Source organism: Kribbella polygonati, from assembly GCF_050320105.1.
Classification (GTDB): domain Bacteria; phylum Actinomycetota; class Actinomycetes; order Propionibacteriales; family Kribbellaceae; genus Kribbella.
This window is the reverse complement of the sequence record NZ_CP190129.1, coordinates 861150-874529: the sequence shown is the minus strand read 5'-3', so window position 1 is coordinate 874529 and position 13380 is coordinate 861150. Positions and strand designations below refer to the sequence as shown.

17 protein-coding genes are annotated in these 13380 nt (G+C 66.7%); 5 read left to right on the top strand and 12 right to left on the bottom strand.

Going from position 1 to position 13380, the window contains the following annotated elements:
• Window positions 1–32 precede the first annotated feature (32 nt).
• Both ACQHIV_RS04145 and ACQHIV_RS04140 read right to left on the bottom strand, forming a co-directional pair.
• Window positions 33–911, bottom strand: coding sequence for a phosphoribulokinase (locus tag ACQHIV_RS04145; RefSeq protein ID WP_427891810.1), 879 nt, complete (start codon window positions 909–911; stop codon window positions 33–35).
• Window positions 912–920: 9 nt separating this feature from the next.
• Window positions 921–1997, bottom strand: a complete 1077-nt coding sequence (locus tag ACQHIV_RS04140; protein WP_427891808.1) for a class 1 fructose-bisphosphatase — start codon at window positions 1995–1997, stop codon at window positions 921–923.
• Window positions 1998–2185: 188 nt separating this feature from the next.
• On the opposite strand from ACQHIV_RS04140, the gene ACQHIV_RS04135 reads away from it, so the two are divergent.
• Window positions 2186–3208 carry an HAD-IIA family hydrolase gene (locus tag ACQHIV_RS04135; RefSeq protein WP_427891806.1) on the top strand — a complete coding sequence of 341 codons (1023 nt, stop codon included), beginning with the start codon at window positions 2186–2188 and terminating at the stop codon, window positions 3206–3208.
• A 65-nt stretch (window positions 3209–3273) separates the two neighbouring features.
• Window positions 3274–3582 (top strand): hypothetical protein, encoded by a 309-nt coding sequence (locus ACQHIV_RS04130; protein WP_427891804.1) that lies wholly within the window; start codon window positions 3274–3276, stop codon window positions 3580–3582.
• Here the strand turns inward: ACQHIV_RS04130 and ACQHIV_RS04125 are convergent.
• Together ACQHIV_RS04125 and ACQHIV_RS04120 are read right to left on the bottom strand one after the other, a co-directional pair.
• Entirely contained in the window at window positions 3550–3774 is a 225-nt protein-coding gene (locus tag ACQHIV_RS04125; protein ID WP_427891803.1) for a hypothetical protein, read from the bottom strand. The two genes, ACQHIV_RS04130 and ACQHIV_RS04125, sit on opposite strands and share 33 nt — an antisense overlap.
• 27 nt (window positions 3775–3801) lie before the next feature.
• The gene (locus ACQHIV_RS04120; protein WP_427891801.1) at window positions 3802–4038 is read right to left on the bottom strand and encodes a hypothetical protein; all 237 of its coding nucleotides are present in this window, start codon (window positions 4036–4038) and stop codon (window positions 3802–3804) included.
• 47 nt (window positions 4039–4085) lie between these two features.
• Between ACQHIV_RS04120 and ACQHIV_RS04115 the strand changes: the two genes are divergently transcribed.
• Together ACQHIV_RS04115 and ACQHIV_RS04110 are read left to right on the top strand one after the other, a co-directional pair.
• Window positions 4086–4436 carry a hypothetical protein gene (locus ACQHIV_RS04115; RefSeq protein WP_427891799.1) on the top strand — a complete coding sequence of 117 codons (351 nt, stop codon included), beginning with the start codon at window positions 4086–4088 and terminating at the stop codon, window positions 4434–4436.
• Between the two features lie 236 nt (window positions 4437–4672).
• A complete protein-coding gene (locus ACQHIV_RS04110; RefSeq protein WP_427891797.1) occupies window positions 4673–5584 on the top strand; it encodes a hypothetical protein in 912 nt (303 codons plus the stop codon).
• A 650-nt stretch (window positions 5585–6234) separates the two neighbouring features.
• Here ACQHIV_RS04110 and ACQHIV_RS04105 read toward each other — a convergent pair.
• From ACQHIV_RS04105 to ACQHIV_RS04085, 5 genes are all read right to left on the bottom strand, one after another.
• Window positions 6235–6543, bottom strand: a complete 309-nt coding sequence (locus ACQHIV_RS04105; RefSeq protein WP_427891795.1) for a hypothetical protein — start codon at window positions 6541–6543, stop codon at window positions 6235–6237.
• A gap of 354 nt (window positions 6544–6897) precedes the next feature.
• Complete coding sequence (locus ACQHIV_RS04100; RefSeq protein ID WP_427891793.1) at window positions 6898–7311, bottom strand: hypothetical protein; 414 nt, start codon at window positions 7309–7311, stop codon at window positions 6898–6900.
• A gap of 52 nt (window positions 7312–7363) precedes the next feature.
• A complete protein-coding gene (locus ACQHIV_RS04095; protein ID WP_427891791.1) occupies window positions 7364–7639 on the bottom strand; it encodes a hypothetical protein in 276 nt (91 codons plus the stop codon).
• Between the two features lie 204 nt (window positions 7640–7843).
• Window positions 7844–8194 (bottom strand): hypothetical protein, encoded by a 351-nt coding sequence (locus tag ACQHIV_RS04090; protein WP_427891790.1) that lies wholly within the window; start codon window positions 8192–8194, stop codon window positions 7844–7846.
• Window positions 8195–8211: 17 nt separating this feature from the next.
• Window positions 8212–8778 (bottom strand): hypothetical protein, encoded by a 567-nt coding sequence (locus ACQHIV_RS04085; RefSeq protein ID WP_427891788.1) that lies wholly within the window; start codon window positions 8776–8778, stop codon window positions 8212–8214.
• A 134-nt stretch (window positions 8779–8912) separates the two neighbouring features.
• Between ACQHIV_RS04085 and ACQHIV_RS04080 the strand changes: the two genes are divergently transcribed.
• Window positions 8913–9578: a ScbR family autoregulator-binding transcription factor gene (locus ACQHIV_RS04080; RefSeq protein ID WP_427891786.1), complete on the top strand. Its 666-nt coding sequence runs from the start codon at window positions 8913–8915 to the stop codon at window positions 9576–9578.
• Window positions 9579–9770: 192 nt separating this feature from the next.
• On the opposite strand, the gene ACQHIV_RS04075 is transcribed toward ACQHIV_RS04080, so the two are convergent.
• The 3 genes from ACQHIV_RS04075 to ACQHIV_RS04065 all read right to left on the bottom strand — a co-directional run bounded on the left by ACQHIV_RS04075 (window position 9771) and on the right by ACQHIV_RS04065 (window position 13379).
• Window positions 9771–10124, bottom strand: coding sequence for a DUF3995 domain-containing protein (locus tag ACQHIV_RS04075; RefSeq protein ID WP_427891784.1), 354 nt, complete (start codon window positions 10122–10124; stop codon window positions 9771–9773).
• 552 nt (window positions 10125–10676) lie between these two features.
• Window positions 10677–11921 (bottom strand): choice-of-anchor P family protein, encoded by a 1245-nt coding sequence (locus tag ACQHIV_RS04070; protein ID WP_427891782.1) that lies wholly within the window; start codon window positions 11919–11921, stop codon window positions 10677–10679.
• Between the two features lie 189 nt (window positions 11922–12110).
• The gene (locus ACQHIV_RS04065) at window positions 12111–13379 is read right to left on the bottom strand and encodes an alpha-L-fucosidase (protein ID WP_427891780.1); all 1269 of its coding nucleotides are present in this window, start codon (window positions 13377–13379) and stop codon (window positions 12111–12113) included.
• Between the last annotated feature and the right edge of the window lies 1 nt (window position 13380).

Sequence of the window (13380 nt, the reverse complement as noted above, 5' to 3'; positions counted from 1 at the left end):
CGCCCATGGGCAGGTTCCTCGTCGTACCGACCTCAGGACGCGGCCCGGTCCCGGCGCTCGAGCAGCCGCCACAACATCGGCGTGAAGATCAGTTGCATCGCCAGGTCCATCTTCCCGCCCGGGCAGACGATCGTGTTCGGGCGCGACATGAACGAGTCGTGCAGCATCGACAGCAGATAGGGGAAATCGATCCCGCGCGGGTCCTTGAACCGGATCACCAGCATCGACTCGTCCGGTGTCGGGATCGTCCGCGCGATGAACGGGTTGGAGGTGTCGACCACCGGCACACGCTGGAAGTTGACGTCCGTGCGGGAGAACTGCGGGCACATGAAGTTCACGTAGTCGTGCATCCGCCGCAGGATCGTCTCCGTCACGGCCTCGGTCGAGTAGCCGCGTTTCGCCTTGTCCCGCTGCAACTTCTGGATCCACTCGAGGTTGATCACCGGAACGACACCGATCAGCAGGTCCGCGTACTGCGCGACATCGACCTTCTCGGTCGCCACCGCACCGTGCAGCCCTTCGTAGAAGAGCAGATCGGTGCCGGCCGGGATGTCCTCCCACGGCGTGAACGTACCCGGTTCCTGCCCGTACGGCGCTGCCTCGCCCTGATCGTGCAGGTACTTGCGGACCCGCCCGGTGCCGCTCTCGCCGTACTCCCGGAACAGGGTCTCCAACTCCTCGAACAAATTGGCGTCCGGCCCGAAGTGACTGAAGGTGTGGTCGCCGTCGCTGAGCGCCCGGGACATCTCGCCCTTCATCGCCATCCGGTCGTACCGGTGGAAGCTGTCACCCTCCACGAACGCGGCGCCGACCTGCTCGCGGCGGAAGATCTGCTCGAAGGTGCGCATCACCGACGTGGTGCCGGCGCCGGAGGATCCCGTAATGGCGACGACGGGGTGCTTGACCGACATGGCTCCTCCTCAGGTGGTGGCGCGGAACAGGCCGCGCAGGCTGTACAACGGGTGGTCCTGCTCGTCGAGCCCGTCCGACGGCTCGTGGTGGTACCTGGTGATCCGCTCGACCTCGTCACGGGCGCCGAAGACGAGCCCGATCCGCTGGTGCAGCTCCGTCGGTACGACGTCCAGCACCCGCGTACGTCCTGTCGTCGCCAGAGCCCCGGCCTGTTCCATCAGGAACGCGACGGGGTTGGCCTCGTACAACAGCCGGAGGCGGCCTTCCTTGGCCGGGTCCTTGGAGTCGCGTGGATACAGGAAGACACCGCCACGGGTGAGGATCCGGTGCGCCTCGGCGACCAGAGAGGCCACCCAGCGCATGTTGAAGTCCTTCCCGCGCGGCCCGTTGACGCCCTGCAGACACTCGTCGATGTAACGCATCACCGCCGGCTCCCAGAAGCGCCGGTTCGACGTGTTCACGGCGTACTCCGAGGTCGCGGCCGGGACGCGGATGTCCCGGCGGGTCAGGAAGAACTCGCCGAGGTCCGGACCCAGAGTGAACGCGTGCACGCCCGTGCCGACCGTCAGCACCAGCACCGTCGACGGGCCGTAGATCGCATAGCCGGCGGCGACCTGCTCGGTCCCGGGCTGCAGGAAATCCTCGGTCTTCGCCGCCTCCCCCGGCACCGCTGCGCGCAGGATCGAGAAGATGCTGCCGACCGACACGTTGACGTCGATGTTCGACGAACCGTCCAGCGGGTCGAAGGTCAGGAGGTACTTGCCGCGCGGGTACTGGGGCGGGATCGGGTACGGCTGGTCCAGTTCCTCGGACGCCATCCCGGCCAGCTGGCCGCCCCATTCGTTGGCTCGGAGGAACAGGTCGTTGGCCACCACATCGAGCTTCTGCTGCTGCTCGCCCTGGACGTTGACGGCGCCGTGCTTGCCGAGCACCCCGGTCAGCGCGGCCGACGCGATCTGCCGCGAGATCGCCTTGCAGGCGAGCGCGACGTCGTGAATCAACGCGTTCAGCTCGCCGCTCGAGCCCGGGAACCGCCGGCGCTCCTCGATGAGGAACTGGGTCAGTGTCGAGCGCTCGGTCAACATCTCATCACTCCTCACAGATCGGCCGCATCCCCACAACACCAGGCAGCCGGCAACGCGGCATCCACCCGAGGGGTGACGCCAGGGGTGGAACCTCCGGCTCGCCTTCGAGTTCACTCCCACGGGTGAACCGGCCGGTCGCACGCGGTTCTAGCCTCGTTCGGACGACCTGCACTCGTCGAAGGAGCGAGATGACAGCCGAACGCGCCGTACCTCTGATGACGCGGTACCGAGGCCTGATCTGCGACCTCGACGGCGTCGTGTACCGGGGAGCGGCCGCCGTACCGGGCGCGATCGAGACTCTCAACGACCTCACCGCCGACGGTGTCCGGGTCGCCTTCGCCACCAACAACGCCGCGCGTCCGCCCGACGCCGTCGAAGGTCACCTCCGCGCACTTGGGCTCCAACCCGGTCGGTGGTCGGCCGTCACCAGCTCGCAGGCCGCCGCGTCGTACCTGTCCACCCGCCTCCCGCCGCGATCCGCGGTGCTCGCCGTCGGCGGTGCCGGCGTCGCGCAGGCGCTCGCGGACGTCGGTCTGACGCCGCTCCGGACCACGGAGCTCGCCGGTACGTCGGTCGCGGCGGTCGTCCAGGGTCTGGGCGCCGACGTCTCCTGGACCGAGCTTGCAGAGGTCGGCTACCTCGTCCAGGCCGGCACCGTGTGGGTGGTCACCAACCTCGACCGGATGCTGCCGACCGCACGCGGCGCGGCACCAGGCAACGGTGCGCTCGTTGCGGCCGTGCAAGCCACAACCACGGCGACTCCGCAAGTAGTCGGCAAACCAGGCCCAGCGCTGTTCGACCTTGCTCGCTCCCGCCTGGGCACCGAGCCGGTCGCCTCGCTCGTCTGCGGTGACCGCCTCGACACCGACATCGCCGGAGCGAACGCGGCCGGCCTCGACTCGATCCTCGTCCTGTCCGGCGCCGCCCGCCTGCAGGATCTCGCCTTCGCGCCGCCCGCCGAACGACCGACGTACGTCGCAACCGACCTCACCGGCCTGCTCCAACCGCCGGTCCGCCTGCGCGTCGCGCCGGCCGACCACCTCGAGGCCGGCCCCGACGCGCTCCTACGACCACACTTCGCCGGCAACCGAAGCGTGATTCAGTCGGTCGTAGCCGCCGCGTGGGCCGCCTGCGACCAAGGCCGCGTCGTCCTCAGCGACCGGACCACCTGGCACACCCTCGAACACCACCTCGGCCTCACCCGCCCATGACCCGCTGACACAGGGCAGTAGGTTCGGGCGTCGTCACCGACCTGTAAGTCCGACTTGCCGGCGCCGTGCCCGAACAGCACGAAGGTGCGGGACCTCACCAGCGGCCGCGGCGCCCCCGCCAGGTCGTCGAAGAAGCCTTTGAGCTCAGCTTCGTCACCGCGGCCACGCCTGCGCTCGACCGTACGCATCCGCCGGGCCGACGCGCTCTCGTTGCGGACATCCCGCTCGGTCTCCCGCTTCTTGGGGGTATCCAGATCGAAGTCCAGTATCCGAGCGCCGAGGTCGTCGATGGTCACGACGAGCAGATCGCCGACACCCTTGTCATCCGGCGTATCGGCCAGCTAGTGACGCGCCATCTCGACGTCTTCGATTGACACGCGGCCGTTGTGCGGACGATGAAACACCACGCGGTGCCCATTGCGCTTTACAGCCAGCCGGTCGCCGTTCTCGTCCTCGACGTCATCGGCGATGTCTCTCCACAACGTCACGAACCGGTCCCACAGCAGGTCCCTCGGCGCAGGCTGCGCCAGGATCGCCTCATAGGTCTTGCGAACATGTCCGTCCACGGTTTGCCTCGACACCGCGATTTGTCGCTAGCTGTTGGCGATCGGCTTGGAGCGGCGGATCCGGTCGTCGAGGTTGCCGACCACGAGGGCGGTACCGATCGCCAGCAGCCACACGTCCTTGGCGATCGGGACACCTTGGTCGGTCGGCCGCAGACTGCCGGGACAGCGCAGCCCGGGCGTCCGCAGATACAGCCCGGCGAGACCGGCCGAGAACGCGGTCAACCCCGCACCGGCGAGGCCGTCGACCAGAACCATGTCGAACAAGGCCCTGATCCCGTCGGTGCCCCCCTGCCACGTAGCGAGGTGTGGCATTGGATGACATCGGCGAACTGCGCCTCGACCCGAGCCACCGGGTTCAGCACGCTCTTGCTGCTCTGGAAGACCGTGGACATCTCGCGCCAGCGGTACTTCCGCAACTCGTCCTGGCTCAGGTGTGCAACGTCGGTACGATCGAAGGTGATGGACCTGCCGCTGATCCGTCGGGGCCGTTCCAGCAACCTGAGCACGGCCATGCCGACCGCGGTCCCTTCGACTCCGCGGCCGCGGCCTTCGTACTCACCGAACTCCTCATCGATGCCGTCCAGCAAGAACGGGGTCCCCGTGCCCCGCCTCGCATGCGCCGCTGGGAAGAAGCCAGCTCCCACGACGTCCTCGACAGCTGACCACGGTCCTCACGACCAACTCCTTTCCGGCCGGGTGTCACCACGGTCATCCAGCTCCCGGCGCCCGACCCCGAGTGCGGATGCCTTCGGCATCAAGCCACCGCCCGTGGTCTCGATAAGTCTCCAGATCGCCTTCAGACCAGCACACTGAACAAGAACTGTCCCGGCCCCGGACACAACTTTTCGCCTCCGGAGCGCATCGAGATCCTCGATAGCCCACGAACTGAGGAGGAATCTTGAAGCATCGGGGGAAGGTAGCAGCGGTGATCGGCGCTGTGGCGCTGAGCGCGACCGCGTTCGTCCCGGCCGCGCACGCGAACGGCCAGGTCCAGCAGCGAACAGCAGCGGCCTGCAGTTTGACCGCCGGCTCCATCACAACATCGGGGGCACACGCGGGGGCGGACGTGACCGCCGGTACGCCGCCGACGATGAGCGCACCCGGCAGCGAGCCCAAGATCTTCGCGCCCGGAGCGGTGCGCCTCAGCTCGAGCTTCGTGGCTGAACCGAACGTGGGCGGAGTCGACAGGTCGGGTTATGTGGTGGAGGGCGACAACCTCTACTACCGGTTCTACAACTTCAACGACGGCGGCAACTCGCTGACTCGCATCGGCAGCGGCTGGTCGAAGTTCACCGCCTTCGAGATCGCCGAGTACGACGCCGGACCGGGTCGGTCCGGGTACCACAACCTCATGTACGGCCTGCGAAACGACGGCACCCTCTTCCGCTGGAGCGCCAGCGGCGAGTCGTGGCGGCGTACCGGAACAGCGGCCGGGTTCTCCTCGGTGAAGTCGATGGCGCTGATCAGCAAGACCGCCACCTACGACACCTTCCTCGCAAACACCCGCGGCGGCGCGCTCTACACCATCCGCATCCCGGTCACGTCTCCGATGAAACCGATCGTCAAGCAGGTGCGAACGCGAAGCTGGCAAGGCTTCGAGTACCTCATCGCGGCCAAGTGCGGCAAAGCCGGCACACTGCTGCTCGGCATCGACAAGGACACGAAGACCGGCTACCTGTACGCCGTTGGGCACGCCAACGGAACCGCCACCGTGATCAACGGACTCGGCAAGGTCAAGGGAACCTTCCCCGATCCCGTGTACCACCGCTGGACCGTAGTCGCCGACCTCGACCCACTGAACGGCGACTGACACATTCACAGCGGGATCCGGCACCGGGTGAGGCTCGCCCGGTGCCGGACCGAGGCCTGCGACGTTTTCGGCCACATGGAGTACTGGTTTGCCGCCGGCCAGCAGTACCTCGCGCGATCCGAGCGCCCCGGCCTCGGCGCCAACCGCACGTCCACCCTCGCATTCGGCTACTGCCTGCTGGACGAGCTTCTCCCCCACTTCAGCTCTCGCTCGGTGAACATCGGGTGTGGAGCTCGGGGAGGGTGTCATCGCCCATCGAGTCCACGAGCACGGCGTTGGCCGCGGCGACCCACTGATGTCCGGCGGCCTCTCAGCGCAATCCACCGACATCTTCCAACAAGAGAACGGTACCTACCGGTTTGACCGCAACAAGCTCGACGTCCCCTGAGCCAAGGAGATCCAGCGGCCCGGGCTGCTGCGTGGAGAAGGCTTCCTTGACAGCGCAGCCGCGGCCGGAGGTCCCGGCAAGGCGAACTCCCCGGCTCAGGTCAGGGGCAGCGCCTCGGCATAGTCGCGCTTCATGACGTGAGCAGGAGCGAGGTGTGACACGCAGCGGACCAGTGGATCCGTTCGTGAGAGCTACCCACCAGCAAGGTCTTCAGCCACAGGGTCTTCGGCCTGCCAGCTCACCCGAAGCAGGTCACGGCACATCAGCCGCAGGCCCCTTCGACCCGAGAACGCCGGCGGGCCAGACACGGCAACCGTGACCAGTGCCAGCAGACTTTGACCAGATCAGTGACTGTCACATGTTGCTGTAACGGTTCGACCTGAAGCACTTCTTCGACATCGCGGCCGGGATCAACACTGACCTGCGCAAAACCCTGAGCGGGGCCGATGCCCCCAAGATCGACGACGAAGGCCTGCTCCGTGCCTGCCTGACGATCGGTCTGCTCTCCGGCGTCGGATTCGAGCAGTGCGACCGCATCCGGTACATGCGCAACCACGCCAGCGCTGGGCACCCGGACCAGAGCAGCTCTCTGGCCTGAACCTGGTCAGCTACCTGCAGATCTGCATCCGGCAGGTCATCAACAAGCCGCACGACGCCGGGACTGCCAACACCGGGAAGTTGCTCGCCAACCGACTCGAGCATTGCCTTGCGGCTGTTCCTTAGTCCTATCTTCGGCAGGCTGATCGGAACCTCGAGCGGAGGGGGCATTGGTTCGAGCTCCTCGAGCCTGAGCTGATCAACCATGCTGATCGCACGCTGCTTCGAGCCATCGCGGACTTATCAGGGTCGCCGGATCCGTTGCGCCTCGACGGCGAAGTGAAACGTATCGCTGCACTCGGGTGATCCCGACGGCGGAGGCTTTGCCTCATAGGACTGGGTGGGCCTTGAGGAAGTCTCGGTAGCTGGTGAGAGTTCCTGCGCCCTTATATCCGAGGTCGTCGGGCGAGATCCCGTTGGCGCCGTCAGCGGGGATGACCAGGATGTCCAGCCCCACCTCCGGGTCGCCCTCCGCAGACTTGACAATCGCGGGGAACGCCTGCTTGAGGAGTGCGGTCAACTCCTGGTGGTCACTGGTGTCTGCGGTGATGTACACGTGGCCGGACCTGCCCATACCGGGGTTCGTCTTGTAGCTGCTTTCGACGCTGGCCACGTGCGGTATGGACGTGACGGCGGCCTTGTATTTCTCAGCGCGGGCCGCATCATCAGCGCTGTTTCCAGAACAGGCGCTGAGGAGCGCGGCAAGCATCCCCGTTAGCAGGATCGCGCAGAGTTTCCTCACGTGGATGTTCCTTCCGGTGGTGCTGTCGGAGACGTGGCCCCAGGCTCAGGGATCAAAGGTCTGGGTGCTCCCGCAGAAATTTCTGCAGGTCGCTCAAGGTTTCCCCGCCCTTGTAGCCGAGATCCTGAGGCCCGCTGCTGTATGAGCCGTCGGCGGCGGTCACCCTGATCTGCAACGACAAGTCAGGGTCCCCGTCGGCTGCCTTCATCACGGCTTTGAACGCGTCCTTGAACAGAGCGTTCACCGTGGTCTCGTCGTTCGTGTCCGCGTAGACGAACACGTCGCCAGTTCGGCCCATGCCGGCGTTGCTCTTGTAGGAGCTGTCCACGCTCTCGATGTGAGGCAAGCCCGACCAGCCCGATCCAAACTAACCTCCCATCAAGCGGAACACCGTTATGGCTCTGACCGTCCAGCTGACTAAACCCGAGCCCCGGCGCAGTCACTTTGAAGTACGTGCAGTGCCGACTTACCCGATTAGAGGGCCTTGACGGCGGGTCCCCACCCAGGCGAGTGGGCTGTGGGCGGACGTCGCTCAGGCGGAAGGCGGTCGCTGGGCGCCATTCGTTTTCCGAGCTGACATGTACAGGATGAATAGCCCAAGAATGATGGTGACCATGACGCCGCCGAACGCACGGCATCCCACCAATGCCCAGTGCACGCTGGAGTCGCCCTTGAGCGCCATGACGAGTACGTCGATTGCGATCATGCCCCCACTGCTTCCGGCCGGGGATCGCTCGCTCGAACCGGACAACGCGATGATCGAGCACACCATCCAGCCAAGCCAGGACCCGAGAAGGCACCACAGGACGGTTTTGAACAAGGTGGCCTTCAGTCGCCAGACCGTCCTTTTCCGGGGACCGATGTCGTCGCGCGTCGGCTCCAACGGACTTTCACCCTCGCTCATGCTGTCGTCGCGGGGGTATCCGGCAGCCGGTCGAAGCCGGCATTCCTGAGCTGTTTGGTCGCAGACTCGTCGATGCTCTCCCGCACCTGATCGAACATGGCCCCGTCGAACGCGCACCAGATCACGAAAGCCCACAGGAGAGTGCGGATCAGCATCGCCCAGCCGGCTTTGACCAGGCCGATCCGGCTTCCGTCTCGCATCCGGACGAGACGGGTACCGGCGAGCATTGCTCCGACGCCGCGGCCGTTGGCGTAGAACCAGCCGTACAGCAGCGGCAGGACAACGAGCAAAGCCACCGCAACGTAGAAACCCTTGTTCGGGTCGCCCGCACGGACTCCGTACGCCACTCCGAGCGCGACTGCCGATCCGTTGACGAGCACGCTGTCGACCAGCCAGGCCCAGAACGCCGCCCAGCCGGTCGAGCTGACGTACAGGCCGCCGTCGGTGTAGGCCCGCACCCGCTTGGCAGTGGCCTGGCCGAGCAGAGGTGCCGCTTGCGCGCGTACATGCGCAAGCGCCTCTCTTCGATCCACCACTCTGGGTGCAGTCATCGTGAACTCCATGCGTTCAGGCCAAGCAGGTCGATCCCGCGGAAGGATCCTATACCAAACCAAGTCGAACAGCTTAGTTCAGGGGCCGGACCGTGGCGGCGTCCGGGAGAAGGAACACTGGATGCTGCGAGAGAGGAGTCTTTGTGGTGAGTGGCAGCCGGAAGGTGATCGCCGAGGGACACGGCCGTACCGTGGTGCAGTCCCGCGCGATCGCGAAACGCGAGCAGCTCCTCCGCGGCGCGGCCGCCGTCTTCGACGAGGTCGGGTACGCCGCGGCGAGCCTGTCGACCATCGAGCGGCGCTCCGGCGTGTCCCGAGGTGCGATGTACTTCCAGTTCAGGACCAAACGCGAGATCGCCGACGCGGTCGTCGACGAGCAGCACGCGACCTCGGTCAGGCTCGTCGAAGCCGCCGCGAACACCGGGGCGAGAGCGGTCGCGCAGATCGTGATGATGTGCCACGGGCTGGCCGAGCAGATCGTCGGCGACCCCGTCGTTCGTGGCGGTATCCGCCTCACGATGGAGTTGGCGTTCGACGACGGCCCGGTGAATCCCTACACAGGGTGGATCGAGGTCATGACCGACCTGCTCACGCGCGGGCAGGCGGAGGGCGACATCGCCGACGATGTCGCGCCTGCAGCCGCCCGGGTCCTGGTCGCATCGTTCACGGGTACCCAGCTCGTCTCGCACGTCCTGACGAACCGGAGCGACCTGGCTGAGCGAGTTGACGACCTGCTGCGGATCTTCCTGGCGGGTGTCATGACCCCAGCCGCGCGCAAGAACCTGCACGGCGTGCTTGCTGCGCGATGCTGAACGCTCTCCGCTCGTTCGGCACATCGGTCGCCGTTGCGCGCACGCCTGAGAGAGCCGGACGGTTCCGGGGAATTCCACACTGGGGCATGACCGTCAATGGCGAGTGAGGTTGTTCGCGCCGCGGCGGGAGCTTCGGATTGCGATTGCTGTCCAGCAGGCGCGCCAGCTCAGGAAGAACGGCGACCACAGCAGCTAGTCCCAACGCGCCAGTTCTTCGGCCAGCGCCGCGTTCGACCCCGGATCCGGATGGCCGCGCAGCGCCAAGACGTCGCCGACGAAGCCGAAACCGAGCACTCCCACGGACCGCGCGACCATCCCGATGCCTACCGGCCAGACCACGGCAAGCACCAGCCGGCGCGGGACTGCTCTTCCCCAAGGGCGTACGGTCGACAACGCCAGCGCGACGCCGATCACCCCGGCGCCGGCCATCACCCAGAAACTTGCCACGAACAACGGATCCCGCGCCAACAGCCGGTCCCGCAGGTCCGGCGGCAACGGATCCTTGTCCGCCAGTGCGTTGGCTCCCAACGCCTGAGCCAACTTCATCGCCCCGTAAGCCACGCAGCCTACGGGCGCGCCGTACGCCGCAGGCCGCAGCCGACCGGTCCGCACGACGTGTTGCCACCAGGTACGACCGAACCATCTCCAGGGACAGGCCGAGACCGACAAGGCCGGCGACCCCGCTGTACCACCGCCAGCCGAGGCCCCGCCCGATGAAGGCGTCCAGGCTCATGTACGCCGCCCCGCCCCCGACCGCGAGGACCAGGACCGCCAGCGCGATGAACATCAGCAGGCGAGGAATCCTTCGCCCGAGCGCGGTCACCGTCGCGAGCGAGACGGCCGCAGCCACCAGACCACTCACGCACCGCTGTCGACTGTGCGATGACCGGATCCAGCAGGTACTGCGCCGCCTCGGCAGCCGGCACCGGCGGACCGCCAGGATCCCGATCCGGCCTTGACTGGCACGGACAGCTTTACCCACGGCGGGATCCGGCACCGGGTGAGGCTTGCCCGGTGCCGGACCGAGGCCCGCGAACGTGAGGGCGTTCGCGGACCTGCGACGTCCCGGGAGGTGGGACGCCGCGGAATGGCTGAGAATCAGCCAACGACCCCGGATTCCGCGTGCGCGATCTCGAGTACGGCGTTCGCGGCGGTGAGATGCGCTTCCACCGCGGTGATCGATGCGAAGCCGGTGCGGGTGCTGGTCTTGTTGAAGATCAGGTAGCCCACGCCGGGTACGGACAACTGCTGGTTCGGCAACTTCGGGATGGAGACGCTCTTCCCGTCGATCACCAGGGTGCCGACCGAACTGACAGCAGACTGACCATACTTCCCAGCTGATGTCCTACTGGCTGCTGCTTTGGCCGTGACCGCGGTCAGCTTGACCCGTCCCCCGCCGAGGCTTACACCGGCGACCCCGGCGCTCATCCATCCGCTGGCAAGGTCGCTGCGCACGGTGCCGGACTGGCTTGTGGTGATGCCGTTGACCGTGGCAACGTTCGGGATGTTCACGCCCGCCAGGTTGCTGGTCAGCGTCTGGCCGTTCGTCCCGAAGCAGGTCACCTGCAGCGAAGTCGGACCCGACTTCAGTACGCCGCCGACGGCGGCGCGAGTACCGAACGCCGTACCGCGCAGCAGGCCGACCTGGCTACCGCCAACCCCCGCGGCAGCCACAGCAACAGTCGCCGTCGCGCCGACCGGCAGGTACGGATTCGAGACGGTCGCGTGAATCACGGCTGCCGCGGCCTTGGCGCTCGCGGACTGCGGCGTACGCGCGACCTGCGTCCAGTTGAGTACGACGTACCCCAGACCGGGCACGTTCACCTTGGTATTCGGCGCCGGCTTGAGCAACGTCGGCATCGACACGCCACCGATCTTCACACCGGTGAACTGCGTCGCGGCGTACGTCTGGAAGGCGCCGTCCTTGAAGACCGCGCGCGCCGACGTACCGGCGCCGCTCAGCGTGAGCAGGTTGCCGGCCTGGACGAGGCCCGCGCTGGCGTAGCTCGTCATCCCGTCCCCGCGGGAATCGTTGTGCGTGAAGGACCGTGTCGCGACCGAGTGGGCGACCACCTGACCGCCCACATTCAACGTTGCGAGCGTGTTGGACTTGGTCAGCCCAACGGTCCGGGTACAACCGAGCGGGCTCAGCACCTGCGTACCGGAGTTCACCGGCGCGCCCACCACCTGCGAGCCGTACGACCAGCCGTTGTAGCCGAACCGCACGGACGCCTGCGCCGGGGACACCGCCACCAGCGCCGCCGCGACGACCGCAATCGACGTACCGATGCCGCGGACCAGCCGGCGCCTCCGGGCATACGAATGCCCGAGTTCGTTCTCCATAACACTCCCCGTGAAACGAACGCCGCGTCCAGCCACGCGACCAGGCAGCGGAGAACGCAACCCCCAGCACCAAGCCGGCGCTCCCCGTTGCCCCCACTATCGCTCAAAGAGACGACAACGTTACAGAAAGTACTCCGGCGTGTCACAACTTCGACAGCGACCGATCACGCCGTGCGACTATGTCGCGCCCTAGTCGCGGGTGTGTTCGCGGTAGGTGGCCAGTTCGCCGTCGAGTTCGAGTTCGATGACTGTGCAGTGCGGGTCGAGTCCGAAGTCGTCGATGTAGATGTACTCCCAGCCGGGTACTTCGCCGAGGCCGCCGACGCGCTCGTGCCGGAGGTCTTGGTCGTCGCCGACGATCCGGGCACGGACGACCGCGTTCTTCAGACCGCGGACCACGACGTACTCGTTCGGGCGGTCGAAGCAGAACAGGTAGAGGCGGCGGCGGTCGTCCGAGATCGTGGAGGGACCGTAGAAGTGGCCCGCGGGCAGACCTCGGCCGGTGTCGTAGACGGCGATCTCGTGTTTGCGGATCCAGGCGCCGAGGGCGCGGAGGCGGTCTGCCTGGGGCTCCGGGATGGTGCCGTCCTCGCGCGGACCTACGTCGAGCAGCAGGTTGCCGCCGCCACCGATCGTCTCGGCGAAGATCCGGATCAGCTGGCGGATCGACTTGTAGTTGTCGTCGTCGTGCTGGTAGCCCCACGAGTCGTTGAGGGTGAGACACAGCTCCCACTCGCCGGGCGGCGGCTCGATCGGCACTCCCTGCTCGGGGGTCGAGTAGTCGCCGAATCCACCCTGCATCCGGCCGTTGATCACCGCCTCCGGATTGCTGCGGTGGATCAGCCCGCGGACCTCGTCCATCCGCCACTGCTCCGGATCGCGTTCCCAGTCACCGTCGAACCACAGCAGGTCCGGCGCGAAACGCTCCAGGATCTCGGTCAGCTGGGCCCGGTGGAAGTCCAGGAACCGCTGCCAGGCCGCCGGATCCTCGTCCCCGGCCGCCGGCACGCCGAACGGATTGCCCCGTTCGCTCGCGTCCATCGAGGACGGCCGGACGCTCGCGTAGTCCGGATGGGTCCAGTCCAGATGGCTGAAGTAGATTCCGACCCGGAGGTCACGCTCGCGCAGCGCATCGACGTACTCACGTACCACGTCTCGCCGCGCCGGCGTCGCTTTCACTGTGGACAGCTCGGACACCGCGGTGTCGTAGAGAGCGACGCCGTCATGATGCTTCGAGGTGAGTACGGCGTACCGCGCGCCGGCGGCCTCGAACAACTCGGCCCATGCCTTCGCGTCGAACCGCGCCGCGGTGAAGCCGTCCAGCTGCTTCAGGTAGTTCTCGTGGCTGATCTGTCCGTTGAAGAACGACCAGGACTCCGCGATGCCGTTCACCGCATAGATTCCGTAGTGGATGAAGATGCCGAGCTTGGCCTTGCCGAACCACGGTTGCATCGCCATG